The sequence below is a fragment of the Amycolatopsis rhabdoformis genome (assembly GCF_035918295.1).
GTDB lineage: Bacteria > Actinomycetota > Actinomycetes > Mycobacteriales > Pseudonocardiaceae > Amycolatopsis > Amycolatopsis rhabdoformis.
The window spans coordinates 7,135,179-7,160,206 of sequence record NZ_CP142149.1 but is presented as its reverse complement, the minus strand read 5'-3'; the positions used below and the strand labels follow the sequence as shown (position 1 = coordinate 7,160,206).

General features: G+C 69.8%; 23 protein-coding genes. 19 read left to right on the top strand and 4 right to left on the bottom strand.

Annotated elements, in window-relative coordinates; genetic code table 11:
- The first annotated feature begins 4 nt into the window (after nt 1–4).
- The 8 genes from VSH64_RS32975 (at nt 5) to VSH64_RS32940 (ending at nt 8,194) form a co-directional block, all read left to right on the top strand.
- Complete coding sequence (locus VSH64_RS32975; RefSeq protein WP_326566652.1) at nt 5–448, top strand: MarR family winged helix-turn-helix transcriptional regulator; 444 nt, start codon at nt 5–7, stop codon at nt 446–448.
- A 154-nt stretch (nt 449–602) separates the two neighbouring features.
- Nucleotides 603–1,529 (top strand): GNAT family N-acetyltransferase, encoded by a 927-nt coding sequence (locus VSH64_RS32970; RefSeq protein ID WP_326566651.1) that lies wholly within the window; start codon nt 603–605, stop codon nt 1,527–1,529.
- A gap of 30 nt (nt 1,530–1,559) precedes the next feature.
- Nucleotides 1,560–1,991 carry a hypothetical protein gene (locus VSH64_RS32965; protein WP_326566650.1) on the top strand — a complete coding sequence of 144 codons (432 nt, stop codon included), beginning with the start codon at nt 1,560–1,562 and terminating at the stop codon, nt 1,989–1,991.
- A 37-nt stretch (nt 1,992–2,028) separates the two neighbouring features.
- Nucleotides 2,029–3,684, top strand: a complete 1,656-nt coding sequence (gene boxC, locus VSH64_RS32960) for a 2,3-epoxybenzoyl-CoA dihydrolase (protein WP_326566648.1) — start codon at nt 2,029–2,031, stop codon at nt 3,682–3,684.
- Between the two features lie 4 nt (nt 3,685–3,688).
- A complete protein-coding gene (gene boxB, locus VSH64_RS32955; RefSeq protein ID WP_326566647.1) occupies nt 3,689–5,110 on the top strand; it encodes a benzoyl-CoA 2,3-epoxidase subunit BoxB in 1,422 nt (473 codons plus the stop codon).
- Between the two features lie 11 nt (nt 5,111–5,121).
- A complete protein-coding gene (locus VSH64_RS32950) occupies nt 5,122–6,684 on the top strand; it encodes a benzoate-CoA ligase family protein (RefSeq protein ID WP_326566646.1) in 1,563 nt (520 codons plus the stop codon).
- 13 nt (nt 6,685–6,697) lie between these two features.
- Nucleotides 6,698–7,552, top strand: a complete 855-nt coding sequence (locus tag VSH64_RS32945; RefSeq protein ID WP_326566645.1) for an amidohydrolase family protein — start codon at nt 6,698–6,700, stop codon at nt 7,550–7,552.
- 162 nt (nt 7,553–7,714) lie between these two features.
- A complete protein-coding gene (locus tag VSH64_RS32940) occupies nt 7,715–8,194 on the top strand; it encodes an RNA polymerase sigma factor (RefSeq protein ID WP_326566644.1) in 480 nt (159 codons plus the stop codon).
- A 60-nt stretch (nt 8,195–8,254) separates the two neighbouring features.
- Here the strand turns inward: VSH64_RS32940 and VSH64_RS32935 are convergent, their stop codons facing one another.
- Complete coding sequence (locus tag VSH64_RS32935; protein ID WP_326838091.1) at nt 8,255–8,608, bottom strand: VOC family protein; 354 nt, start codon at nt 8,606–8,608, stop codon at nt 8,255–8,257.
- A gap of 74 nt (nt 8,609–8,682) precedes the next feature.
- The gene (locus tag VSH64_RS32930) at nt 8,683–9,135 is read right to left on the bottom strand and encodes a MarR family winged helix-turn-helix transcriptional regulator (protein ID WP_326566643.1); all 453 of its coding nucleotides are present in this window, start codon (nt 9,133–9,135) and stop codon (nt 8,683–8,685) included.
- Between the two features lie 94 nt (nt 9,136–9,229).
- On the opposite strand from VSH64_RS32930, the gene VSH64_RS32925 reads away from it, so the two are divergent.
- Genes VSH64_RS32925 through VSH64_RS32915 form a run of 3 tightly spaced genes read left to right on the top strand, consistent with a single transcriptional unit; the run spans nt 9,230 to nt 11,959 of the window.
- Nucleotides 9,230–10,195 (top strand): ring-cleaving dioxygenase, encoded by a 966-nt coding sequence (locus tag VSH64_RS32925; RefSeq protein WP_326566642.1) that lies wholly within the window; start codon nt 9,230–9,232, stop codon nt 10,193–10,195.
- Nucleotides 10,192–10,797 (top strand): alpha/beta hydrolase, encoded by a 606-nt coding sequence (locus VSH64_RS32920; RefSeq protein ID WP_326566641.1) that lies wholly within the window; start codon nt 10,192–10,194, stop codon nt 10,795–10,797. Before VSH64_RS32925 ends, VSH64_RS32920 begins: the two co-directional genes overlap by 4 nt.
- Nucleotides 10,798–10,807: 10 nt before the next feature.
- The gene (locus VSH64_RS32915) at nt 10,808–11,959 is read left to right on the top strand and encodes a dipeptidase (protein WP_326566640.1); all 1,152 of its coding nucleotides are present in this window, start codon (nt 10,808–10,810) and stop codon (nt 11,957–11,959) included.
- Nucleotides 11,960–11,991: 32 nt separating this feature from the next.
- Here VSH64_RS32915 and VSH64_RS32910 read toward each other — a convergent pair whose 3' ends face one another.
- Nucleotides 11,992–14,313, bottom strand: a complete 2,322-nt coding sequence (locus tag VSH64_RS32910; protein WP_326566639.1) for a heavy metal translocating P-type ATPase — start codon at nt 14,311–14,313, stop codon at nt 11,992–11,994.
- A gap of 317 nt (nt 14,314–14,630) precedes the next feature.
- Between VSH64_RS32910 and VSH64_RS32905 the strand changes: the two genes are divergently transcribed.
- Nucleotides 14,631–14,978 carry a LapA family protein gene (locus tag VSH64_RS32905; protein WP_326566638.1) on the top strand — a complete coding sequence of 116 codons (348 nt, stop codon included), beginning with the start codon at nt 14,631–14,633 and terminating at the stop codon, nt 14,976–14,978.
- A gap of 111 nt (nt 14,979–15,089) precedes the next feature.
- Here the strand turns inward: VSH64_RS32905 and VSH64_RS32900 are convergent, their stop codons facing one another.
- A complete protein-coding gene (locus tag VSH64_RS32900; protein WP_326566637.1) occupies nt 15,090–15,929 on the bottom strand; it encodes a maleylpyruvate isomerase family mycothiol-dependent enzyme in 840 nt (279 codons plus the stop codon).
- Nucleotides 15,930–16,003: 74 nt separating this feature from the next.
- Here VSH64_RS32900 and VSH64_RS32895 point away from each other — a divergent pair, with 74 nt between their 5' ends.
- The 7 genes from VSH64_RS32895 (at nt 16,004) to thpD (ending at nt 24,785) form a co-directional block, all read left to right on the top strand.
- Nucleotides 16,004–16,795, top strand: coding sequence for an Abi-alpha family protein (locus tag VSH64_RS32895; protein ID WP_326566636.1), 792 nt, complete (start codon nt 16,004–16,006; stop codon nt 16,793–16,795).
- A gap of 1 nt (nt 16,796) precedes the next feature.
- The gene (locus tag VSH64_RS32890) at nt 16,797–18,041 is read left to right on the top strand and encodes a DUF445 domain-containing protein (protein ID WP_326566635.1); all 1,245 of its coding nucleotides are present in this window, start codon (nt 16,797–16,799) and stop codon (nt 18,039–18,041) included.
- Nucleotides 18,042–18,091: 50 nt separating this feature from the next.
- Nucleotides 18,092–21,343 (top strand): patatin-like protein, encoded by a 3,252-nt coding sequence (locus VSH64_RS32885; RefSeq protein WP_326566634.1) that lies wholly within the window; start codon nt 18,092–18,094, stop codon nt 21,341–21,343.
- 260 nt (nt 21,344–21,603) lie between these two features.
- A complete protein-coding gene (ectA, locus tag VSH64_RS32880) occupies nt 21,604–22,107 on the top strand; it encodes a diaminobutyrate acetyltransferase (RefSeq protein ID WP_326566633.1) in 504 nt (167 codons plus the stop codon).
- Nucleotides 22,108–22,145: 38 nt separating this feature from the next.
- Nucleotides 22,146–23,396: a diaminobutyrate--2-oxoglutarate transaminase gene (ectB, locus tag VSH64_RS32875; RefSeq protein WP_326566632.1), complete on the top strand. Its 1,251-nt coding sequence runs from the start codon at nt 22,146–22,148 to the stop codon at nt 23,394–23,396.
- Nucleotides 23,397–23,422: 26 nt separating this feature from the next.
- The gene (locus tag VSH64_RS32870) at nt 23,423–23,818 is read left to right on the top strand and encodes an ectoine synthase (RefSeq protein ID WP_326566631.1); all 396 of its coding nucleotides are present in this window, start codon (nt 23,423–23,425) and stop codon (nt 23,816–23,818) included.
- Between the two features lie 64 nt (nt 23,819–23,882).
- Nucleotides 23,883–24,785: an ectoine hydroxylase gene (gene thpD, locus VSH64_RS32865; RefSeq protein WP_326566630.1), complete on the top strand. Its 903-nt coding sequence runs from the start codon at nt 23,883–23,885 to the stop codon at nt 24,783–24,785.
- Nucleotides 24,786–25,028 lie beyond the last annotated feature (243 nt).

The following is a 25,028-nucleotide window of genomic DNA, read 5'->3' as shown; positions in this document are numbered from 1 at the left end:
ACGCATGACCGACCGGGCGCAGCGCCTCACTCAGCTCGTCAACGACGTCTTCCTGACCAACGGCACCCTCCTCGCCACCGGCGACGCCCTCACCGCGCCGGCCGGCCTCACCGCCGCGCAGTGGCAGGTCCTGGGCTTCCTGGAAGACGGGCCCGCGACGGCCGCGGACCTCGCTCGGCGCCGAGGGCTGCGGCGCCAGAGCGTGCAGGAGACGGTGAACCGCTTGCTGCGCAACGGAATGCTCACCCGCGCACCGAACCCGTCGGACGCCCGGGCCCCGCTGCTGCACCTGACCCGCACGGCGCGCGCGGCCCTGAGCGGCCTGGAGACCCGCCGCGTCGAGTGGGCCGACGCCGTGGCGGCGGGACTGCCGCCGGAGGACCTCGAAGTGACGCTGCGAACCCTCGGCCGCCTGCGCGAGCGCCTCGCCGAGGTGAAAACCGATTGACCACTCCGCCGCCGATCGGGTTGAGTACCGCCCAGCACCCTCACGACCAGAGAAGGAGGTGGACGCCATGTTCGGTTACTCGATCACGCGTTCCCACCTCCGGCTGAGGGTGCCGAGGGCCTGACGGGAGCGCGGAGCTCCCGGAAGGAACCCGATGACCGATCTGGTCGTGCGCCCGCTCGTCGCGGGCGAAGAACACCTCTTCACCAGTCTTGACGCGGACTCCGCCGGCGCGCTGGTCCGGCCGGACTACCGCGAAATGGTCCGGCGCGGCGAATACCGGCCCGAATCGACGTGGATCGCCACGAGGAACGACGTTGTCGTGGCGCGGGCGGCGTGGTGGGTGCCCCGGGGCGAGGACGAGCCCCGCGTGCTCGACTGGTTCGACTTCGTCGACTTCGCGGACGGCGTCGCACTGCTCGAGCGAACTCCGATCCGCACCGAGTTCTCCCTCACGACCTGGCCGAACTGGCGCGAGGATCCCGCGGTCGGCGTTGAAGTCGAAACCCGCCTCGAGGCCGCGCGAGCCGTCGGCATGGAGCTGCTCGTGGAGCGCTACCGCTACACCTGGACCTCCGAAACCGGTCTGCCGCCGAAACCCGGCCGGCTCGAGTTCCGCCCGGAGCCCGACGACGCGAAGATCCTCGACGTCTTCCGCAAGATCCACCAAGGCAGCCTCGACGCGCACGCGCGGCGCACCACCGCCGAGCACGGGCTCGAGGCGGCGGCGCGGGAAGACCTCGACCTCCTGCTCCGGCTGCCCAGTCCCCGTGACTGGTGGCGCCTCGCCTACACCCGCGAAGGCGACCTCGTCGGTCTCGCGATCCCGGCGCGCAACGCGACCACGCCGATCGTCGCGTACGTCGGCGTGGTGCCGGAGCAGCGTGGCCACGGCTACGCCTACGACCTGCTCGTGGAGGCCACGCACGAGCTGGTCGGGTACGGGGCCGAGAAGATCGTCGCCGCCACCGACGTCACCAACGGGCCGATGGCGGCGGCCTTCGCGAAGGCCGGCTATCCGGTGAAGTACCACCGCATCGACTTGGTGTGGCAGCCGATCGGCGTTACCCTTTCTCGCTAGAGCGATCTATCAAATCGCAAGGGGGCGAGAATGGACGTTCTCCATGGGCAGGGGTTGAAAACACTGCGGCTGATCTTGGGCTTCACGCTGCTCACGACCACTTTTCACTACGCGCACAACGTGATTCGGGCCCAGGACTACCCGCAGATCCCGGGTGTCTCGGTGCTCGCCGCGCAGATCGTGGTCGCGTTCGGCTGGGTGTTGTTCACGGCGTTCGGGCTGGCGGGTTACCGCGATTACGTGCGCGGGCGGTACTGGCGCGCGCTCGGGTTTCTGCTGGTCTGCTCGCTGGGTGGGCTGGTCAGTGCCGGTCATTTCCTGGTCGGTGTGCCGCAGATCCCGGTGTTCTGGTTCGCGACGATCTTCACCGACACGGCGGCTGCGATAGCGTTGTGGCTCTTCGTCTCGTGGGCCGCGTCGAAGCTCAACCGGGTGAGTGTCGGAGATCAAGCGTCTACATAACATTGACGCTAGTCACCAATATGTAGACAATCAGGAAGTGACCACCACCACGACTGTGACGTTCGAGCGCCATCCGGACACCTACCGGCACTGGAAGCTCGATGTCGACGGCGAGGTCGCCTGGCTCGAGATGGACGTCGACGAGCAAGGCGGCCTCGTACCCGGCTACGAGCTGAAGCTGAACTCCTACGACCTCGGCGTGGACATCGAGTTCTACGACGCCACGCAGCGCCTGCGCTTCGAGCACCCCGAGGTCAAGGCCGTGATCGTCACGAGCGCCAAGGAGAAGGTGTTCTGCGCCGGGGCCAACATCCGGATGCTCGCGTCCTCGGCGCACGAGTGGAAGGTGAACTTCTGCAAGTTCACCAACGAAACCCGCAACGGCATCGAGGACGCCACCGAGTTTTCCGGTCAGCGGTACGTGGCCGCGGTGAACGGCAGCTGCGCGGGCGGTGGTTACGAGATCGCGCTGGCGTGCGAGAAGATCCTGCTCGTGGACGACAACTCGTCGACGGTCGCGCTGCCGGAGGTGCCGCTGCTCGGCGTGCTGCCCGGCACCGGCGGCCTCACGCGCGTGGTCGACAAGCGCCGCGTGCGCCGCGACCTCGCCGACGTGTTCGCCACGCGCTCCGACGGCGTGAAGGGTAAGACCGCCGTCGACTGGCGGCTGGTCGACGAACTCGTGCCGCGCGTCGGCTTCCGTGAGTCCGTGCTGTCGCGGGCGCACGAGCTGGCCGCCGAGTCCGAGCGGCTGCCGGGCGAGCAGGGCGTGCCGCTCACGCCGCTGGACCCCGAGGTCACCGAAGACGGCATCAAATACCGCTTCGTCGACATCACCTACGACCGGCCCGCCTCGATCGCGGCCATCACCGTGCGCGGCCCCGAGTCCGAACCCGGTGACCTGCACGCCGAAGGCGCCGACGGCTGGCTGCTGCGCCTCACCCGCGAGCTCGACGACGCGATCCTCCGCTTGCGCACCAACGAAACCGAGCTCGGCACGTGGGTGTTGCGCACCGAAGGCGACCCGGCGAAGGTGCTCGCGCACGAGCAACAGGTGCTCGGCACGAAAGACTGGCTGAGCAACGAGATCCTGCACTACTACAAGCGCACGCTGAAGCGGCTCGACGTCACGAGCCGCACGCTGATCGCGCTGATCGAGCCCGGCAGCTGCTTCGCCGGCGTGCTGCTGGAGCTCGCGCTGGCCGCCGATCGCCAGTACATCCTGGACGGTCCGCCGCTCGACGACGAGGACTCCGAAGAACGTGCCTCGATCACGTTGTCGGAAGCCAACTTCGGCCCGTTCCCGATGGGCAACGGCCTCACCCGCCTGCAGTCGCGCTTCTACGGCGACGACGACCACCTCGCCTGGCTCGTGCGCGAGCGCGACCACGCGCTGACGCCGGCCGAGACCGTGGAGCTGGGCCTGGTCACCGACGCCCCGGACGACCTCGACTGGGAAGACGAGATCCGGATCGCGCTGGAGGGCCGCGCCTCGCTGAGCCCCGACGCACTCACCGGGATGGAGGCGAACCACCGGTTCGTCGGCCCGGAAACGCTGGAAACGAAGATCTTCGGCCGCCTCACCGCGTGGCAGAACTGGATCTTCACCCGGCCCAACGCTTCTGGTCCCGAAGGCGCACTGCGCCGCTACGGCACGGGCCAGAAGGCGATTTTCGACAGGAAGCGGGTCTGAACCGATGCCCGAGCGGATCGACTACGACGCCAAGATCCCCAACAACGTCAACCTCGCCGACGACCGGCGGTTGCAGCGCGCGTTGGAGGGCTGGCAGCCCAAGTTCATGAACTGGTGGGGCGAGATGGGCCCCACCCTGCAGACGCACGGGGTGTACCTGCGCACGGCGGTGAGCGTCGGGCGTGAGGGCTGGGCGCACTTCGACCACGTGAACGTGCCCGACTACCGGTGGGGCATCTTCCTGGCCGAGCGCGACCCGGACCGCCGCATCGCCTTCGGTGAGCACGCCGGGGAACCGGTGTGGCAGCAGGTGCCCGGCGAGTACCGCGCCGACCTGCAGCGCCTGATCGTGATCCAGGGCGACACGGAGCCGGCGTCGGTCGAGCAGCAGCGGCTGCTGGGCCTCACCGCGCCGAGCCTGTACGACCTGCGCAACCTGTTCCAGGTCAACGTCGAAGAGGGCCGGCACCTCTGGGCGATGGTGTACCTGCTGCACGCGTACTTCGGCCGTGAAGGCCGGGACGAGGCGGAAGGCCTGCTGCTGCGCAACTCCGGCAGCCCCGACGCGCCGCGGATCCTCGGCGCGTTCAACGAGGAGACGGCCGACTGGCTGGCCTTCTACATGTTCACCTACTTCACCGACCGGGACGGCAAGTACCAGCTCGGCACGTTGAAGGAGTCGTCCTTCGACCCGCTCTCGCGCACGTGCGAGTTCATGCTGAAGGAAGAGGCACACCACATGTTCGTCGGCACCACGGGTGTCGACCGCGTGGTGCAGCGCTCGGCCGACCTGGTGCGTGAGCACGACACGCTCGAAATCGCTTCGCACGGCGGTATTCCGCTCGACATCATCCAGCGCTACCTGAACTTCCACTACACGGTGTCGCTCGATCTGTTCGGCAACGAGACCTCCACGAACGCCGCGAACTACTACACCGCCGGCCTCAAGGGCCGGTGGCAGGAAACCCGGCGCAAGGACGACCACAAGCTCACCGACGACAGTCGCGACGTCGACCGCCCCAACGGTGACGGCACGTGGACCTCGGACGAGCTGCAGGCCATCCTGCTGCTCAACCTCGACCTGCGCGGCGAGTACACCGCCGACTGCCAGACCGGCGTGAACCGCTGGAACAAGATCCTCGCGGACGCGGACATCGACTTCCGCTTCAAGCTGCCGCACCCTGGTTTCAACCGCGAGGTCGGCATAAACTCCGGCCACCACATCACTCCCGACGGGAACATCGTCGACGAGGGCACGTGGGAGGCCAACCGGCACCGTTGGTTGCCGACGACCGAGGACCTGACGTTCGTCCGCTCGCTCATGCACCCGGTGTACGAGCGCGGGAAGATCGCCAGCTGGGTCGCGCCGCCGAGGCAGGGCATCAACGGCAAACCGTTCGACTACGAGTACGTGCACCTCACCTAAGAGGGGGCCCCATGGCCGGGTTCAACGCTGCCGAGTACCTGTTGTCCCAGGGGCGTCCCGACGCGCCCGCCGTGGTTTCCGCGCGGCGGACCCTGAGCTACGCCGAGCTCACCGACGAGGCCCACCGGGTCGCGTCGGGCCTGCGGTCCCTGGGCGTGCGCCCGGAAGAGCGCGTGATGTTCTGCATGGTCGACGACGTCGAGCTGCTCACGGGCATCCTCGGCACGATGCTCGCCGGCGCCGTCGCGGTGCCGGTGTCCACGATGGTCACGGGCCTCGAGCTGGGCAAGGTCCTGGCCGACTCCCGGGCGCGCGTGCTGTGCGTGTCCGGCGAGTTCGCGGCCCAGGCCGTGGCCGCCCTCGCGGTGGCGCCGGAGGTCACCGACGTGCTGCTCGACCGCGCGGACGGGGCCGAGTTCCCGCCGACGGTGGCCACGCACGCGTGGGCCGAAGTGACCACTGTGGACGATCTGGACGTGGAAGTCGCGCGTACGTGGGAAGATTCGCCCGCGCTGTGGCTGTACACGTCGGGCACCACGGGGCAGCCGAAGGGCGCGATGCACCGGCACGCGAGCATTCGCGCGGTGTGCGAGACGTACGCGCGGGAGATCCTGGCGACTTCGCCGGCGGATCGGTTCCTGTCCGTGCCGAAGCTGTTTTTCGCCTACGGACTGGGAAACTCGGCGTTCTTCCCGCTCGCCGCCGGCGGCACGACACTGCTGGAACCGGCGCGGCCGACGCCGGCGCTGTTCGCCGCACGCGCTCGCGCGGACGAGCCGACGTTGTTCTTCGGGGTGCCGACGTTCTTCGCCGCGGTGCTGGCCAGCGACGTGCCGGACGATTCCTTCGCCTCGGTGCGCTACGCCGTGTCGGCCGGGGAACCGTTGCCCGCCTCGATTTTCGCGCGCTTCCGCGACCGCTTCGGCGTGGAGATCCTCGACGGGATCGGCTCCACCGAGGCGTTGCACATCTTCCTGTCCAACCGCCCGGGCGCGATCCGGCCGGGCAGCACCGGCATCGCCGTGCCCGGGTACGCCGTGGAAATCCGCGACGAGGACGGCGTGCTCATCGAGGGCACCGGGCAGCCGGGTGAGCTGTTCGTGTCGGGCCCGTCGACCGCGATGGGCTACTGGGCTCGGTACGACACCACGAAACGCGTGTTCCAGGGCGAGTGGCTGCGCACCGGCGACAGCTACGTCCGCAACGACGACGGCACCCTCACCTGCCTCGGCCGCTTCGGCGACATGCTGAAGGCGGGCGGGATCTGGGTGTCACCGTCCGAAGTGGAGGAACGGCTGCTGCAGCACCCGTCCGTGGCCGAGGTCGCCGTGGTGGCCGCCCCCGACGCGGACGGTCTCGACAAACCGGTGGCCTGCGTGGTCGCGGCGCCCGGTTTCGCCGTGGACCCGGACGAGCTGATCGAGTTCTGCCGGGCCGGGCTGGCCGCGTTCAAGCGCCCGCGTGGTGTCGTGGAGCTGCCGGAACTGCCGAAGACGGCCACGGGCAAGATCCGCCGCAACGTGATTCGCGACCACGTGCGCGAGTCGCTGCTGGTCGTCCCGGTGAAACCGTGATCGGCTACCACGCATGATCGACGGTCGCTTCGTGGTCGACGCCCACGTGCACACGCCCCGCCTGCCCACCCTCAAACAAGCCTGGCTCGACTGGGCCCGCGACTTCGCCTCCACCTACCCCTGGCGCACGGTCTACGACGACGCGGGCTCCGTGATCCCGGCCGCCATGGACGAGCTGATGGACCGCGAAGGCGTCGACCGCGTGCTGCTGTTCTGCGAGTACAGCCCGCGCGCCACCGGCATCCAGCCCATCGAGGACAACCTGCCCCTCGTCGCTCACAACCCGACGCGGTTCCGGTTGGTGGCCAACGTGAATCCGCACCTGCACCACCCGCTGCGCGACGAGGTCGCCCGGCAGTTGGACCTCGGCGCGGTCGCGTTGAAGCTCCACCCCGTCCACGCCGGCTTTTCGCCCGCGGACAAGGAGCTGTACCCGGTCTACGAACTCTGCGCGTCCCGCGGCGTCCCGGTGATCCTGCACTCGGGCTGGTCGGTGTTCCCCGGCTCGCGCGCGTCCTTCGGCGATCCGGCCCTGCTGTCGGACGTGGTGGAGGACTTCCCGACGGTGAACTTCGTCTTCGCCCACGGCGGACGCGGCTGGTGGTACGACATCGCGGCCTTCATGGCCCAGGCGCGGCCCAACGTGTGGCTCGACCTCGCCGGGCTGCCGCCGAAGAAGCTGCCGGAGTACTACGCCCGGTTTGACCTGCCGCGGCTGGCGCGGAAGTGGATCTTCGGCACGGACTGGCCGGGCGTCCCGGGGACCGCGGAGAACGTCCGAGCGCTGGCCGGGCTGGGGCTGCCGGAGGAGACGTTGGCGGATGTGTTGGCGGGGAATGCGATGAAGCTGATGCCGGGGTTGAAGTAGGTCTTTCGGCGCTCGACTTCGCGCCCGACCAGGTCGTCCCCGCTTCCGTGCACCTTGGTGACCTGCGGATACATCCTTTCCCTCGATCCGGCGGTCGCCTCCATGCCCGGGATCCGGGCCCGTGAGCGCTTCGTCTGCTTTGGCGGACGAAGGGACGCGAGCATGGACGAAGCACGGCTGTCGAACCTGGTCGTACGTGTGGTGGCGGCCGATCCGGGCCTGCGCGGCGACGCGGAGGACGCGTGCCAGGCGGCGTGGGTGGAGTTCCTGAAGCAGCCCGGCCGCGTGCACGACCGCGCGCGCCTCGGTGGCTGGCTCGCGACCGTCGCGCGGCGCCACGCGATCCGCACCGTCCAGCGGCGCGCGCGGGAGGAGTCGCTCGACGTCGGGCCGGCGGCGCCCGCGTCGCCGGAGGCCGCCGTGGTCGGCGACGACGTGGCCAGCGCGCTGTGGCGCACCGTCGAGACGCTGCCGGACCGGCACCGGCGCCTGATCCTGCTACTGGCCCACCGGCCGGACCTGCCGGTGCGCGAAATGGCGGCCGAGCTGGGCATCTCGCCGAACAGCCTGGCTAAACTGCGGAGCCGGAGCCTCGCGGTCCTGCGCTATCGGCTCACGGCGCAGGGGTACGGCTATCCGTGAGTAGGCGACGAGCTTGCCGTGGCCAGCTGCCGCCGCGGCGTAGTCGCTATCCCTGAGCACTCAATCCAAGATCTCGTGCAGGCAAAGCACGTTCCCCTCCGAATCCGAGAACCAGGCCGCCCGTTCGTGGCCCACCTGGGCGACGTGGTCGACCGTCTTGAGGCCCTCCACGTCGACGTCCTGGAATTCCACGCCGCGGCGCTCCAGGAGGGTCATCTCGGCCGGCAGGTCGACGACCTCGAAGCTCAGCGCGGTGTTGGGGCTCTGGGCCCCGGCGGGCATCACGCGCAGGCCGATCGTGCCGGCGCCGGCGGCGAAGTATTGGGTGCCGTCCTCGCCGGTGGTCACGGGGGCCAGGCCGAGGGAGTCGGAGTAGAAGTGGCCGGCGCGGGTGGCGTCGGACACCGGGAGCATGGTGGTGATAGTCGAGTCGGTAAGCATGGGAGAAGCATGCGCCGACCAGGCAAAACGTCGGTAGGGGACGTTTTTCAGCCGTTGACCGAGCGCAGGGCGCGCATGGCGGAGGCGAGGGCCGCCGCGTCGTCGCCGAGGGGGGTGAGGACGATGCGGCGCAGGATTTCGGCGCAGGCGGAGCGGGCCTTCAGGGCGACGTCCAGGCCGTGTTCGGTCAGCGACGCGAAGGTGACGCGCCGGTCGTCCGGGCTGGGGATGCGGCAGATGAGGTCCGCAGCCACCAGGCGGTCGGCCACCTTGGTGAAGCCGCCGCTGGACAGCGCGGCCTCGGTGGCCAGGCGGGTCATCGGCATGCGGTGATCAGGCGAGCGCACGAGTCTGATCAGGATGTCGAACGACGCCGGCGCGAGGCCGAAGCGATCGGCGATCTCGCCCATCAGCTTGTCCTGCGTCGCCAGGTAGCCCTCTATGACGAGGCCCCACCAGGTCACGATCTCGTCGTCGTCGGTGCGCGGATCAGGTGTCACGGCGCACACGCTACCGCACACTCTCACCGGAATATATCTTGCGCGCGAGAGGTTTTGCGGTTAGCTTGAGTTCACCGGCACCCGAGGAGACCTGATGTCCATCAAAACGAGCGGGTTGCACCACGTCACCGCCATCGGCGGCAACCCCCAGCGCAACGTCGACTTCTACCTCCGGACCCTGGGGCTGCGGCTGGTGAAGACCACCGTCAACTTCGACGACCCGGGCACCTACCACCTCTACTACGGCGACCAGTCCGGCAAACCGGGCTCGATCATGACCTTCTTCCCGTGGGCTGACGCGCCCGCCGGCCGGCTCGGCACCGGGCAGGCGACGACCACGTCGTTCTCGGTGCCCGAGACCTCGCTCGGCTGGTGGCAGCAGCACCTCAAGGCCCAGGGCGTGGAGACGAGCCAGATCCGCAACGCCGACAACGAGGAAACGCTCACCTTCCGCGACCCGGACGGCCTCCAGCTCGCCCTCGTCGCCCACCCGCAGGGCGACCCGCGCGACCCGTGGGACACCAAGCTCGTGCCGGCCGAGAACGCCATCCGCGGCCTGCACTCGGTCACGCTCTCGGTGTCCCAGGAGGACGCCACGGCCGACATGTTCACCAACGGCCTCGGCCTTTCCTTCCACAGCCAGGAAGGCAACCGCATCCGGTTCGAAGCCGGTGAAGGCGGCGCCGGCGCGCTCGTCGACGTGCTCGTGACGCCGGAGACCCCGCGTGGCCTCGTCGCCACCGGTACCGTGCACCACGTGGCCTGGCGCGCGCCCGACGAGCCGACGCAGGCGGCGTGGCGCGAAGAGCTGGTGGACAAGGGTGTGCACGTCACGTCCATTTTGGACCGTCAGTACTTCCGCTCCATCTACTTCCGCGAGCCCGGCGGCACGCTGCTCGAAGTGGCCACGGACGCACCTGGCTTCACTTACGACGAGCCGCTGCTCGAGCTCGGCCGCGCGCTGAAGCTGCCGCCGTGGCTGGAACCGCGCCGCGACGAGATCGAGCACATGCTGCCGAAGCTCAACCTCCCCAGCGAGAACAACCCGGAGCAGGCATGAGCGCGTTCGAGCACAAGTTCGCCGAAGGCGACGCCGACAAGCCGGTGCTGCTCCTGCTGCACGGCACCGGTGGCGGTCCCGACGACCTGCTCGGCCTGGCGCGCGAGCTGAGCCCCGGCTCGGCCACGCTCGCCCCGGCCGGTCCGGTGTCGGAATTCGGGGCCGCGCGGTGGTTCCGCCGGCTCTCCGAAGGTGTCTTCGACTACGAAGACGTGGTCCGGCGCGCCAACGACCTCGCCGATTTCGTCGAGGAAGCCAGGAAGACCTACGGCCTCGAAAACCGCCGGCTGGTCGGCGTCGGGTTCTCCAACGGCGCCAACATCGCCGGCGCCCTCACGCTGCTGCGCCCGGAAGTGCTGAGCGAAGCCGCGCTGTTCTCCGGGATGTCACCGGTGCCCGAGCCGCCGGACCACGACCTGTCGCGCACGCGGGTCTTCCTCTCCAACGGCGAGGTCGACCCGATGGCCCCGCTCGCCTCGACGGACGAGTACATCCGGCTCCTCAAGGAGCGCGGCGCCGACGTGACGGTGCACCGCCAGCCCGGCGGGCACCAGATCACGCTCGACGGCGTCCAGGCGGCCAGGGAGTGGCTCGCTCGCTAGGGTCGGTCCCATGACTTCTGGGGCCCTCGAGCGCGCGACGAACCTGCTGAGCACCACGATCCTGTCCGACGGGCACAACGATCTGCCGTGGGAACTGCGGGCCCACGGCGGACCCGACCCCGTGGCCGCGGCCGCCGCGCTCGACCTCACCGTGCGCCAGCCGGAGCTGCACACCGACTTCCCGAAGATGGCCGAGGGCAAGCTCACCATGCAGTTCTGGTCGGTCTACGTGCCGTGCCAGCTGGCGGGCGACAGCGCGGTCACGGCGGTCCTCGAGCAGATCGAGCTCGTGCACCAGCTCGCCCAGCGCTACCCCGACCGCCTGCGGCTGGTCACCACGGCCGACGAGGCCGAGGCCGCGTTCGCCGACGGCAAGATCGCGTCGCTGCTCGGCGCCGAAGGCGGCCACAGCATCAACGAATCGCTGGGCGTGCTGCGGATCCTGCGTCGTCTCGGCGTGCGGTACATGACGCTCACCCACAACTTCAACACCCCGTGGGCCGATTCGGGCACCGACGAACCGGCCCACGGCGGCCTCACCGACTTCGGCCGCGAGGTCGTGCGCACCATGAACGAGATCGGCATGCTCGTGGACCTCTCCCACGTCGCGCCGAGCACCATGCGCGCCGCGCTCGACGAGAGCAGCGTGCCGGTGATCTTCAGCCACTCGTCCTGCCTCGCTGTGAACAACCACCCGCGCAACATCCCCGACGACGTCCTCGCGCGGCTGGCCGGCAACGGTGGCGTCGCGATGATCACCTTCGTGCCCGCCTTCATCTCGCCCGCCGTCGCCGGGTGGGACGAGCGGCTCAAGGAGGCGATGGCCGACGCGGGCCAGGAGTTCCTGAACCTGGGCGAGCGCAAGCGCTTCGCCGAGACGTGGGACGGGCCGGCGAAGCCGAAGGCCACCGTCGCCGACGTCGTGGCGCACGTCGAGCACGCGCGCGAGGTCGCGGGCATCGACCACATCGGCCTCGGCGGCGACTACGACGGCGTCGGCACGCTGCCCGAAGGCATGGAAGACGTGTCGAAGTACCCGGTGCTGTTCGCGGCGCTGATGGAGCGCGGCTGGAGCGACGAAGACTGCGCGAAGCTCGCCGGCCGCAACTCGCTGCGGGTTTTGCGCGACGTGGACGTGGCCGCACCTGCCAGCGGGGACTGACCCGCGCCGGCGCCATCGGCGTCCCCTGACGGTCAGGCGCCGGGACGGGGCAGCCGGAGTCCTTTGAGCGCGAGGGCGTTGACGGCGACGATGAGGCTGGAGCCGGACATGGCGAGCGCGGCGAACTCGGGGCGGAGCACGAAACCGAAGGCGGGGTCGAACACGCCCGCGGCGATCGGCAGGGCCAGGGCGTTGTAGCCGATGGCCCACCCGAGGTTCTGCCGCATCTTGCGCAGCGTGCCGCGGCCGATGCGCAGGGCCGTGGCGACGTCGAGCGGGTCGGAGCGCATCAGGACGACGTCGGCGGTGTCGATGGCGACGTCGGTGCCGGCGCCGATGGCGATGCCGAGATCCGCCTGGGCCAGGGCGGGAGCGTCGTTCACGCCGTCGCCGACCATCGCGACCCGGCGGCCACCGGACTGCAACCGGGCGATCGTCGCGGCTTTGTCGCCGGGCAGGACGTCGGCGATCACAGTGTCGATGCCGAGCGCCTGCGCGATCCGTTCGGCGGTGGCCCGGTTGTCGCCGGTGAGCATGACCACCTCGACGCCGAGTGCGTGGAGCTCGGTGACGGCCGCGGCCGAGCTGGGTCGAGGCGCGTCGGCGACACCGATCACCCCGGCCGGCGCACCGTCCACGGCGACGAGCACCGCGGTGCGACCGGTGGTGGCCAGGTCGGCGCGACGCTCGTCCCAGGCCCCCAGTTCGATGCCTTCGCGGTCGAACAGCCGGCGGCTGCCGACCACGACCCGGTGGCCGTCGACCTCGGCGACGGCGCCGTGGCCCGGCACGTTCTCGAACCGATCGGCCCGCGCGACCTCGATCTCCCGCGCGGCGGCCTCGCGCACGATCGCCGCGCCCAGCGGGTGCTCCGATTCGCGCTCGACCGCCGCCACGAGCCGCAGCAGATCGCGTTCGGCACCGCCGGGGCGGTGGTCGGCGACGAGCACGTCGGTGACCTCCGGGGTGCCCTGGGTCAAGGTGCCGGTCTTGTCCATGACCACCACGTCGATACGGGCCGAGGTCTCCAGCGCCATCGCGTTCTTCACCAGCACACCCCGTTTGGCGCCCAGGCCGGTGCCGACCATGACCGCGGTCGGGGTGGCCAGGCCGAGCGCGTCCGGGCAGGTGATCACGACGACGGTGATGGCGAACAGGATCGCCACCGAGAACGCGCTGCCGGCCAGCAGCCACACCGCGAGCGTCACGGCCCCGCCGAGCAGCGCGACGAACACCAGCCAGAACGCCGCGCGGTCCGCCAGCCGCTGCCCGGGTGCTTTCGAGTTCTGCGCCTGCTGCACGAGTTGCACGATCTGCGCCAGCGCGGTGTCGGCGCCGACCTTGGTGGCGCGCACCCGCAGGGTGCCGTTGGCGTTGATGGTCGCCCCGACCACCGGGCTGCCCGGGGATTTGTGGACCGGCAGGCTTTCCCCGGTGACCATCGACTCGTCCACTTCGCTCTCGCCGCGCTCGACGAGCCCGTCGACGGCGATCTTGGCGCCGGGCCGCACCAGCAGCAGGTCTCCGACCGCCACCTCGGCGGTGGGGATCTCTACCTCGGCGCCGTCGCGCAGCACGACGGCCTTCGGTGGAGCCAGGTCCAGCAACGCCCGGATCGCGTCGTTGGCCCCGCCGCGGGCGCGCATCTCGAACCAGTGCCCGAGCAGTACGAACGTGGCCAGCACGGTCACCGCCTCGTAGAACACCTCCCCGCCGCCGGTCAGCGTCACGACCAGCGAATACAGCCAGCCCGCACTCACCGCGACCGCGACGAGCACCATCATGTCCAGCGTGCGGGCCCGCAGCGCCCGCACGGCTCCCGCGAAGAAGATCCAGGACGAGTAGCCGATCACCGGCAGGCTCAGCAACAGCGTCCACGCGTCTTCGCGCCAGCCGAACGGCACCGGCAGGTCCAGCCCGAACACCGCCGACCCGATCGGCGACCAGAGCACGATCGGAATCGAGAACACCAGCGCGACCAGGAACCGGTTGCGCATGTCCGCGACCATCGACGCCATCGACATCCCGCCGTGCTCCACCGCCTCGTGCGGTGCGGGCGCGGCGGCACCGGCCGGCTCGGCCAGCGGATCGCACACGTGGTGAGGCACCGACTGGCCGGCGCAGTGGCATCCGCACTCGAGCACCCACTGCCGCAGCGTGGCCACCGACGTGCGCGACGGGTCGAACGTCACGGTCGCGGTCTGGGCGACCGGGTTCACCTCGAGGTCGGCCACTCCCGGCCGCCGCCGCAGCCGCGAGTCGACAACGGTCTGCTCCGACGCGCGCAGCAGGCCGCGGACGTCCAGGACCACGGTTTCCGTCCCGTGGCCGGGGTGCTCGGTGTGGGCACGCATCGCTGGTCACCTTCCCCGCCTTCGATACCCGGGTGCGCCTCTCGTCCGGCGCGCCCCCCTGAATTTATACCCCATGGGGGTACCTGTGGCAGGAAGTGCGACGCCGCGCACAGGACGTTGCCCGCGAAAAAGACTGCGCGAAGCTCGCCGGTCGCAATTCCCTGTGGTTTTGCGCGAGGTCGACCTGAAGCTTGATAAAGGCTCAAGCGCTGAAACACCGGTACTCACCCGTTAGGGTTTCAGAACCGGCGTTGTGCTAGCCGCGGGCGGACAATCAAGGCATGTCCCATGCGCGAAGTGACCACACAACCGGGGCCGTGAACCCCGGGACCCCCGAGGTGCCGGGTGTCGAAGTGCCCGGGACCGATCCGATCACGACCGATCCGGCCGCGACCACCACCACTACCCCCTCGACGAAACGGCCCACCCGGGTCAGCGGCGCGTGGGTGTCGGCGATCGTGGCCATCGTGCTGCTGGCGTTCCTGCTGGTGTTCATCCTGCAGAACCTCAACAGCGTCACGGTGAACTTCCTCGGCATGTCGGGCAGCCTGCCCATCGGCATCGCGATGCTCTTGGCGGCGCTCGGCGGCATGGTGGTGATCGCCTTGGTCGGCGGTGCCCGCATCATGCAGCTGCGGAAGCAGAGCAAGCGCCTGCGCAAGTGAGCTGCGCGGCGTGACGTGAATGTCGCGGTTCCGGTGTGTGCGCCGGGGCCGGGACATCCACCGAGGAGACTTGTGCCAAAACGGGGGCCGCAAACGCTTGCGGCCCCCGTTTCACGCGATTACGGACACCATTTCGAGCATCGTCGCGCACACGCTTTCGTCGCCTTTCACGGTCACGCGCTCCGCCACGTCGGCGGGCTTCACCGTGCGCGTGCACAGCCGCCAGAAGGTGTCCGCGTCCGTGGTCACCGACGCCAGCGGGCTGCGTGACGAAGGCGCGCCGCGGTCGAGCGACCAGCCGGACGCCGAAGCTCGGGCGGTCCACTGGCCCCCGCTCGGACCCGTCACGGTGTAGCCGACCTGCCGGCCGCTGCGCGCCTCGACCGCGCGCAGGGTGTGCGGCAGCGCGCGCATGAAGGTGTCCACCACCGGGGCCCGGAACTCGGCGTCGTCGAGCAGCGGCGCGCCCACGGCTTCGCGGATCTGCTGCTGGTGCACCCACAGCTCCGTGTACTCGCGCGCCACGTCGAGCCAGCGCGGCGCCGGCTCCGGGCCGGCCCAGGTCACGGGCCCACCCAGCTCGTCGAGGTCGTGGCGCTTGAACATGTCGGTGAGCTGCGCCGTGCTGTCCACGAGCAGCGCGAACAGCACCTCCGGCGAGAGCCGGCGGCACGCGCGCACCCACTCGTCGTTGATCCGGTGCAGGAACGCCGGGAACGGCTCGCCGTCGTTCGGCTCCAAGGCGTGGTAGCCGTCGCGGTCGCGGGACAGCCGGCCCAGCTTGTCGCCCAGGATGTGGGCGGCCACGTCGTGCACGGTCCAGCCGGGGCACGCGGTCGGCGCGGCCCACTGGCTCGCGTCGAGGTCCGTGAGCACGCTGACCAGGGCTTGTTCCTCGCGGGCGAACAGCGGGAGGACGTCGATCGGCGGTCCCCAGTGCGGCGCGGTCATGCGCGCCATCCAACACCACGCCAGATTGCCTACCCGCAGGTAGCATCAGCGCGGAACACGAGGGGAGCACGCCTGTGGACAGTCAGCGACCGAACGGCCGGGGCTCGGTCGACGACGTGGCCACCATGGCCCGTCGCGCCGGCCAACTGGCGGGCTGGGCCGCGCGCGCCGGGTTCGGGCTCACGCGCAAGCTGCCCGGTCTCGACCAGGCCGAGCGCGGCATCCGGCAGGTCGAGCGCAGCCTGCTCAGCGAGCTGCGCCGCCGGCTCGACGAGGTCGACGACCCCTACCACGCGGCACTCACCGCCGCGTCGGCCATGAACCGCGGCAACGGAAGCGGCCACGCGGTCGAGACCACCGTGACGCTCGTGCCCGCGCGCGACCACGAAGAGCCGCTGCGCGCCGCGATGGCCGAGCTGCTCAACCACTCCATCGGCTTCGGCCGCGACCGGGCGCGCGAGTACCTGTACGCGATCATCCTGCGCCAGCTCACGCCCGACGAGGCGCGCATCCTCGCCGCGCTGTCCGACGGCTCGCCGTTCCCGGCCATCGACGTCGCCGAGCGCACGAGCCTCGGCGCCGCCGGCCGGGTCGTGCTGCGCAACGCCTCGACCGTCGGCAAGGCCGCCGGGGTGTCGCTGCCCGACCAGGTGCCCGGTTACCTCACGCGGCTGATCGGCCTCGGTCTGGTCGACCTCGACGAAGCGGTGCCGGCGCTGGAGACGCAGTACGAGATCCTCCTGACCGACGAGACCGTGCGCGAGGTGGAAAAGCAGGTGAAGCGGGTGAAGGTGATCCGCCGGACCGTGCACATCTCCCGGCTCGGCGCTCAGTTCTGGCAGGCCTGCGACCCGAGCCTCGGCTAGCGTGGGCGCGTTCCTCTCGGGCCTGCTCGACGACTTCGCCCGCCACTGGCCGCTGTACGTCTCGATCCCGGTCGTCGCCGCCCTCATCGGCTACGGCACGAAGCTCGTGGCGATCCGCATGATGTTCCAGCCCGTGGAGTTCCTCGGGATCAAGCCCGTCTTCGGCTGGCAGGGCATCGTGCCCAAACGCGCGGCGCGCATGGCGAGCATCGCGTGCGACACGATGACCGAGCAGCTGATCAAGCCGGCCGAGATCGTCGCGCGCCTCGACGCCGACCGGATCGCGCAGGAGATCGCCAAGCCGCTCGAAGCCGCGGTCGAGGACATCGTGCGCGAGGTCGCCGGCCACTACCAGCCGGGGCTGTGGGAATCACTGCCGGTGGGCGTGCAGCGGCTGGTGATCCAACGGGTGCAGACCGAGTCGCCGCACATGGTGAAGGCGGTGCTGGAGCTCATCAAGTCCGATGTGGACAGTGTGTTCGACCTCAAGGGCATGGTGGTCACCAGCCTGGTGAAGGACAAGCGCCTGCTCAACCGGATCTTCCAGGAGGCCGGTGAGCAGGAGTTCAAGTTCATCGCGCGCTCGGGACTGGTGTTCGGCGGCGCGATCGGCGTGATCCAGATGATCGCCTGGGTGCTGTTCAAGTTCCCGTTGATCATGCCGGTCTTCGGCCTGTTCACCGGCTGGTTCACCGACTGGCTCGCGCTTCGCATGATCTTCTACCCGCTCGAACCGAAGCGGTACTTCGGAGTGCAGTGGCAGGGCCTGTTCCTGAAGCGGCGCGCGGAGGTGGCCGAGGCGTACGGCGCGTTGATCGCCAAGGAGATCATCACACCGCACAACGTGATCCAGGCGATCCTGCAGGGGCCGCTGTCCGACCGGGTGCTGGCGTTGATCCAGCGGCAGCTCGACGTGGAGATCGGCCGCGCCGCGAACGTCGCCAAGCCGCTGCTCGTGTTCGCCATCGGCAGCCGCCGCTACCAGGACGTGAAGTTCGCGATCTCCGAGCAGATCATGGCGCGCCTGCCCGAGACGATGCGCTACATCGAGGACTACGCCACCGACGCGATGGACATCCGCAACGTGCTGGTCACCAAGATGAAGGAGCTCTCGCCCGAGGAGTTCGAGCAGTTGCTGCGCCCGGCGTTCCAGCAGGATGAGTGGATCCTCATCGCGACGGGCGCCGTACTCGGGTTTTTGGTAGGAGAGGGCCAAGTTCTCCTGCTGGAGCACCTCGCGGCCTGACCCCGGCGCTAGGGTTGCGCCGTCCGCAACGGCACGGCGAGGGGTTCGGCATGGGCGAGGGAGCGGCTCCGTGGCCGCAGGAGATCCGGCTCGCGATGACCATGGTCGGGGGCGCGAGCCTGGCCGTGTGGATGAGCGGGGTGGCCACCGAAACGTCGGCGCTGTTGCACGCTTCGCGCTCGCCCGAGGACGGTGGCGGGTACCGCAAGCTGCTCGACCTGCTGCGCGCGAAGGTGCGCCTCGACGTGCTCACGGGCACGAGCGCCGGCGGGGTCGGCGCGGCGGGGCTCGGCCTGGCCGAGGCGTTCCGGTCGTCGCCGGCGCCGCTGCGCGACGTGCTGCTGGCCGACGGTTCGCTGACCAACCTGATCCGGGACCCGAAGGAGGCGCAGCCGCGTTCGCTGCTCGACGGCGACCGGTTCCTGGGTGATCTCGACGGCGCGTTCCGCACGATCGTCGGCGGCGGCACCACGGCCACCGAACCGCCGGACGTGACCCTGCTGCTGCCCGGCACGATGATCGACGGCGAGACCGTGCGCTACGACGACGCGCTCGGCAACCTCATCCGCGACACCGAGCACCGGATGTTGTTCCGCTTCACCGGTCCACTGTGGAACGGCGGGGTCACCGCACCGCTCGCGCTGGCCGCCCGCTCCACCGCTTCGTTCCCCGGCGCCTTCGAGCTTTCGCGCCTGCCGGTCGGGCCCGCCGTCGCCGACCGTCTGCACCCGGACATGACCGCCTACACCGAGCTCACGCGCTCGCACTGGCTCACCGACGGCGGCGTGCTCGTGAACAAACCGCTGCGCCCGGCGTTGCGGGAGATCTTCGAGCTGTCCTCCTCCTCGGACGTCCGGCGGCTGCTGCTCTACGTGGTGCCCACCGTGGAAGCCGAGGCCGCCGCGGTGCCGGTGAACCCGGCGAACCCGCCGCTGCTGGGCGCGGCGCTGGCCAAGGTCGTGTCCACGGTGATCAACCAGACCATCAGCGCCGACCTGGAAGAGCTCACCGCGCACAACGATGCCGTGGTCGCCACCCGCGACACCCGCGTTTCCCTGGCCGCACTGGGTCTTCGCGGTGGCCGGCTCGTGGACGACCGCATCATGGCCGCCTACCTGGAGCGGCGCGTGGCCGAGGACGCGGCCGAGCTGGTGCGCACGGCCACGCGGTACTACGCGCTGTCCACTGAGGACAGCAAAGATCCCGGCTGGGCCAAGGGGATGTCGACCGAACTGCGCGCGGTGGCCGCCGAGGGACTGCGCAACGGCATGCCGGCGAAGGCACCGGGCGCGGTGTGCCACGTGGAGGACCTCGCCGCGTTCCGCACCACGGCGCTCGACGACTCCGTCGCCACGGGCCTTCAGCTGGTGAACGCCGCGTTCCACCTGTGCCCCGACGAGCAGCAGGCCAAGACGCTGAACGGCGTGCGCGCCCGGCTGCACGCGGCGCGCGGCAAGGCCGCGCGCGGCATCCGCATCACGCCGTGGATCGCGAAACACGAACCGCCGGCCGCGGGTGTCTCAGCGGCCGACTGGATCGCGCAACTCGCGCACGAATGGGCACAGCTGGGCAAATCCGACGCGCTGCGCGAAGCGTGGCCGATGGTCACCGGCGCGCTGTCCGACGCGGCGCCGGTGCTGCGCGAGCTGGCGCGTGATCCGCTGGCGACCGCGGCGGTGCTGAAGGTGAGCGGTCAGGAACCGGTTCCGGCGGAAGCTCCGGGACCCGAGCTGGGCACCGAGGTCGCCGGTCTGGTGGCCGAGGCCGTGGACACCGTGACGACGCTCGTCGGCTGGTTCGGCCTGGCCGGGGACAACGCCGACGGTGGCGGCATTGACGGCAACCCCGGCAACCCCGACAGCCCCGACAACCCCGGCAGCTCCGCCGGTTCCGATGGTGCCGGAAGCGGTGACAGCCCCGGCACTTCCGACGGTCCCGGCACCACCGCCTCGACGGACAACCGCAAGCTGATGTCCCGCCTGATCCTGCTCCACGTCGCCACCCGCGGCCTGCTCGCGCAACCGCCGTCGGTCGACCAGCGCGTGGACCTCGTGCAGGTCAGCGCCGATTCCCGGACGCTGCTGGACTTCGGCCGGCAGCGCGGCTGGGACAAGCTCACCGGCCTGCAGGCCGACTACTTCGGTGCGTTCTACAAGGCTTCCTGGCGCGCGAACGACTGGTTGTGGGGCCGCGTCGACGCCGTCGGCTGGCTCGTGCAGTGCCTGCTCGATCCGCACCGGCTGCGGGTGCTGCGCAACGTCGTGGGCCCGGAGGCGTTCCGGACCGAGGTGCGCGAGGCGTTCACCGCGGTCGGCTGGCAGCTGCCGAGCGCCGCGGACAACGTGCCGGCCGCCGACGTGGCGTCGCTGGTCGCGCAGCTCGGCGAGGAGCTCGCGTTCCTGGGCCTCGACGCGCAGCTGGGTGAAGTGGCGTTCAGCGACGACCTGCCGACGAGCTTGCCGGTCACGGCGATGGTGCTGGCGCGCGGCCGTCAGCTGGAGATCGCGCGGGAGGAGCTGCCGGTCGTCGCGCAGCGCGCGGCCGAAGACGCCAAGGAGGGCAACGGCAAACCGTCGGAACCCTTCCGCAAGATCATGACGACCCCGCCCGCCGACGCCGCCGCGACGCAGCGCGCTTTCCAGGCCTGCCAGGTTTCCGCCGAACGCTTCGAAGGCGAACGCGGCACGGTGCTGCTCACCAAAACGCTCGTGAAGGCCGGTGCGACGGGCCTCAACGCCGCCGCGGGTGCCACGCGCGTGCCGACGTCGCTGCAGCCCGCCGCGAAGGTGGCGCAGGCGACCGGGCGCAGCGCGTGGTGGGTCACGCAGGGCGCGACGAAGCTCGGCCGGCCGTGGAACCTCGTCGCGGCCGCCGTCACGGCCGTGGCGGGGCTGGTGCTCGGCGGCAACGGCGGCCAGGTGCTGCAGTGGGTCGGCCCGCCGGTGGCGGCGGGCGCGATCGTGTTCCTCCTGGTGAGCCTGCTGACGCTGAAACGCACGTGGCGCATGGTGCTCACGCTGCTGTGCGTGCTCGTGGTGGCGGCGTTGCTGTTCGCCGCGTTCCTGCCGCCGCTGGCACAGCCGCTGTTCGGCTGGCTCGGCGCGGTGGTGGCGGGCTGGCGCCGCGGCGAGGCGCCGGTGTGGTGGCTGCTCGTGGTGCTCCTGCTCGTGCTGCCGGCCTTCTGGACACCCCTCGCGGCGCTGCGTCGGCGCACCCGGCGTGCCGACCACACGCGAAGCTCCCGAAGCACGCCGAACGCCCAACCGCGGGCCGACCGGCGCGAGCTCACCCACCGCAGCTGACCGATCACCGCCGGGACGCGCCGTCCGAGCAGCGGCTGGGTTCGTCGCCTTGCGCACGAACGCCGGAAGCGTCATGGTCGGGGGAGTGCAGGGCCGCTCGCCGACGTGGGCGGTCCAGGCCCACGTCTTGCCCCGAAGCCCAGTCGATCAAACGTGTTTGTGGGGCTCCTCACCGGGGTAACCGCGTCCCCGCAGGTGAGGCGGGTGGGGGTGGCGTGCGTCGCTGGCGGCGTGAAAATTCTCTGTTACGTTTCCTGAGTATGTCCGGAAAGCACTTGATCGAAACCCCGACCAAGGCCGATGGCGCCGCCCTCTGGCGAATCGCGCGCGATTCACAGAAGCTTGATCTCAACTCTCCGTACGCATACCTGCTGTGGTGTCGCGATTTCGCGGAGAGTTCGGTGGTCGCCCGGGTCGACGGTGAGGCGGTGGGTTTCGTCATCGCCTACCGGAAGCCGTCCGAGCCCGACGTCGCGCTCGTGTGGCAGGTCGCGGTCGACTCTTCACAGCGCGGGAAAGGCCTGGCCGGGCAGCTGCTCGACGCCTTGTACGCCCGCTTGGTCGACAACGGGGTGCGTTTTCTCGAAACCACGATCACCCCTGACAACGAGGCTTCGATCCGCCTCTTCGCGTCGTTCGCGAAGCGGTGGAACGCCGAACTGGAGAGCAGTCGGCTGTTCGAAGCCGGAGATTTCCCGGAAGACGGCGAAGGTGGGCACCAGCCTGAAGACCTTTACCGCATCGGGCCGTTGATCCGTCACTAAGCCGTCAATTTCGGGGCGAGTAGGAGCAAAGAAACGTCATGAGCATCTTCGAAGAGCTCGAATCGGAAGTCCGCAGTTACAGCAGGGGGTGGCCGGTCGTCTTCGACCGCGCGCAGGGCAGCTGGCTGTACGACGAGGACGGCAAGGCCTACCTCGATTTCTTCGCGGGTGCCGGTGCGCTGAACTACGGCCACAACAACCCGAAGCTCAAGGCCGCGCTGATCGACTACATCCAGCGCGACGGCGTGACCCACGCGCTCGACATGTACACGGTGGCCAAGCGCGACTTCCTCGAGGCGTTCAAGGAGAAGATCCTCGCGCCGCGCGACCTCGACTACAAGATCGTGTTCCCCGGCCCCGGTGGCGCGAACGCGGTGGAAGCGGCGCTGAAGCTCGCCCGCAAGGTGACCGGCAAGGAGTCGGTCATCAACTTCACCAACGCGTTCCACGGCATGACGCTGGGCGCGCTGTCGGTCACCGGCAACTCGATGAAGCGCGGTGGCGCGGGCGTCCCGCTCGTGCACGCCACGCCGATGCCGTACGACCGCTACTTCGACGGCACGATCCCCGACTTCCTCTACTTCGAGAAGCTGCTCGAAGACTCCGGCAGTGGCCTCAACGAGCCCGCCGCCGTGATCGTGGAAGGCGTGCAGGGCGAGGGCGGCATCAACGCCGCGCGGCTGGCCTGGCTCAAGGGCCTGTCGGACCTGTGCGAGAGCCACAACATCCTGCTCATCCTCGACGACGTGCAGATGGGCTGCGGGCGCACCGGCCCGTTCTTCAGCTTCGAGGACGCGGGCATCAAGCCCGACATCGTCTGCCTGTCGAAGTCCATCGGCGGCTACGGCCTCCCGATGGCGCTCACGCTCATCAAGCCCGAGCTCGACGTGTGGGAGCCGGGTGAGCACAACGGCACGTTCCGCGGCATCAGCCCCGCGTTCGTGACCGCCACCGAGGCGATCAACACCTATTGGAGCGACGACGAGCTCGAGAAGTCCACGAAGGCCAAGGGCGAGCGCATCGCCGCCGCCTTCAAGGACATCGTGGAGGCCTACCCGGACGCCAACCTGGTGGCGAAGGGCCGCGGCCTGGCCCGTGGCATCGAGTTCGCCAACGGCGACCTCGCCGGCGCCGTGTGCAAGGAAGCGTTCCAGCGCGGCCTGCTGATGGAGACCTCCGGGCCCGACGGCGAGGTCATGAAGCTGCTGCCGCCGCTGACCCTGACCGACGACGAGCTCACGCAAGGCCTGGCGATCATCAACGACTCGATCGCGGCCGTTCTCAAGTAACCATCCCCGAGGTAAAGGAGCGACCTTTGCTGGTCCGCACGCTGGACGAGATCACCGACACCGACGCCGACATCAAGACGCCCAACTGGCGAAGCAAGCGCATCATGCTGGCCAAGGACGGGCTGGGCTTCTCGGTGCACGAGACCACGCTGTACGCGGGCACGGTGAACGACTTCTGGTACGCCAACCACATCGAGGCGGTGTTCATCACCTCCGGCGAGGGCGAGGTGGAGAACAAGGCGACCGGTGAGGTCTTCCCGCTGGCGCCCGGCACCATCTACGTGCTCAACGACGCCGACAAGCACCAGGTCCGGCCCAAGACCGAGATCAAGTGCGTGTGCGTGTTCAACCCGCCGGTGACCGGCCGCGAGGTGCACGACGAGAACGGCGTGTACCCGCTGATCACCGAAGAAACCGCCTGAGCCTTCCCGACTGCTGCCGCGACCACCACGCCGAACGAACGCGAGAACCAGGAGGCGAGCAACTGTGACACTGACGGACACCCGGGTCGGAGACGGATACCCGACGCGGATCACCGGTACGCCGGAGCAACTTCCGCGCGTGCACCCCACTGTGTGGGGTACCGAGGCAGACGGCCCGATCGACGCCGCGACACTGGCCAACCACGAGGCCAAGGGCTACACCGTCGACGAAGGCCTGCTCTCGCCCGGTGAGGTCCAGACGTACTGGCAGGAGCTCGTGCGGCTGTCTTCCGACCGGGGACTGCGGGCCGACGAGCGGGTGATCACCGAGCCGAAGACCGGTGAGGTGCGGTCGATCTTCGACGTGCACGTGATCTCGGAGCTCATCGCGGAGCTCGTGCGGGATCCGCGGGTGCTCGACCGGGCGCGGCAGATGCTGGGGTCCGACGTGTACGTGCACCAGAGCCGGGTGAACTACATGCCCGGCTTCAAGGGCACGGGGTTCTACTGGCACTCGGACTTCGAGACGTGGCACGCCGAGGACGGCATGCCCACGCCGCGAGCGGTCAGCTGCTCGATCGCGCTCACGGACAACTACCCGTACAACGGCGGGCTCATGGTCATGCCGGGCTCGCAGCGCACGTTCGTGCAGTGCGTGGGCGAGACGCCGGACGACAACTACAAGAGCTCGCTGAAGGACCAGCGCGTGGGCGTGCCGAACGAGGACGACATCACGAAGATGGCGGCCGAGTACGGCATCGACCAGTTCACCGGCACCGCGGGCACGGCGCTGTGGTTCGACTCCAACATGATGCACGGGTCGTCGAACAACATCACGCCGTATCCGCGCTCGAACATCTTCGTGGTGTTCAACAGCGTGGAGAACGCGCTGCAGGATCCCTTCGCGGCCAGTGGCCGCCGGCCGTCGTTCATCGCCGGCCGCGACAGCACCCCGGTGCGACGGTGACGAGCGTTACCACCGCACCGCGGTGGGTCGCCCGTAGCCGCGGATGTGCGCCCTGTTACTTTGTCGCCACTCCGCACGGGCCTCGTGGGTCCGCCGCGGAGACGCTGTCCGAGGCAGTTCGGGTTCTTCGCTCGGGGTGAGCCCCCCGGCTGACCCGGATGGCATTGAGGTCGGGTGGACCGCGCCCCCTGGCGGCCCAGTCGACGTCACCGAGTCCGGCCCCGCACCATCAGATCGGGACTG

What these genes read in the sequence shown, in the direction of transcription:
- VSH64_RS32975 (WP_326566652.1), top strand. Translation starts at nt 5, where the DNA reads ATGACCGACCGGGCGCAGCGCCTCACTCAGCTCGTCAACGACGTCTTC.
- VSH64_RS32970 (WP_326566651.1), top strand. Translation starts at nt 603, where the DNA reads ATGACCGATCTGGTCGTGCGCCCGCTCGTCGCGGGCGAAGAACACCTC.
- VSH64_RS32965 (WP_326566650.1), top strand. Translation starts at nt 1,560, where the DNA reads ATGGACGTTCTCCATGGGCAGGGGTTGAAAACACTGCGGCTGATCTTG.
- boxB (WP_326566647.1), top strand. Translation starts at nt 3,689, where the DNA reads ATGCCCGAGCGGATCGACTACGACGCCAAGATCCCCAACAACGTCAAC.
- VSH64_RS32950 (WP_326566646.1), top strand. Translation starts at nt 5,122, where the DNA reads ATGGCCGGGTTCAACGCTGCCGAGTACCTGTTGTCCCAGGGGCGTCCC.
- VSH64_RS32945 (WP_326566645.1), top strand. Translation starts at nt 6,698, where the DNA reads ATGATCGACGGTCGCTTCGTGGTCGACGCCCACGTGCACACGCCCCGC.
- VSH64_RS32940 (WP_326566644.1), top strand. Translation starts at nt 7,715, where the DNA reads ATGGACGAAGCACGGCTGTCGAACCTGGTCGTACGTGTGGTGGCGGCC.
- VSH64_RS32935 (WP_326838091.1), bottom strand. Translation starts at nt 8,608, where the DNA reads ATGCTCCCGGTGTCCGACGCCACCCGCGCCGGCCACTTCTACTCCGAC.
- VSH64_RS32925 (WP_326566642.1), top strand. Translation starts at nt 9,230, where the DNA reads ATGTCCATCAAAACGAGCGGGTTGCACCACGTCACCGCCATCGGCGGC.
- VSH64_RS32920 (WP_326566641.1), top strand. Translation starts at nt 10,192, where the DNA reads ATGAGCGCGTTCGAGCACAAGTTCGCCGAAGGCGACGCCGACAAGCCG.
- VSH64_RS32915 (WP_326566640.1), top strand. Translation starts at nt 10,808, where the DNA reads ATGACTTCTGGGGCCCTCGAGCGCGCGACGAACCTGCTGAGCACCACG.
- VSH64_RS32910 (WP_326566639.1), bottom strand. Translation starts at nt 14,313, where the DNA reads ATGCGTGCCCACACCGAGCACCCCGGCCACGGGACGGAAACCGTGGTC.
- VSH64_RS32900 (WP_326566637.1), bottom strand. Translation starts at nt 15,929, where the DNA reads ATGACCGCGCCGCACTGGGGACCGCCGATCGACGTCCTCCCGCTGTTC.
- VSH64_RS32885 (WP_326566634.1), top strand. Translation starts at nt 18,092, where the DNA reads ATGGGCGAGGGAGCGGCTCCGTGGCCGCAGGAGATCCGGCTCGCGATG.
- ectA (WP_326566633.1), top strand. Translation starts at nt 21,604, where the DNA reads ATGTCCGGAAAGCACTTGATCGAAACCCCGACCAAGGCCGATGGCGCC.
- ectB (WP_326566632.1), top strand. Translation starts at nt 22,146, where the DNA reads ATGAGCATCTTCGAAGAGCTCGAATCGGAAGTCCGCAGTTACAGCAGG.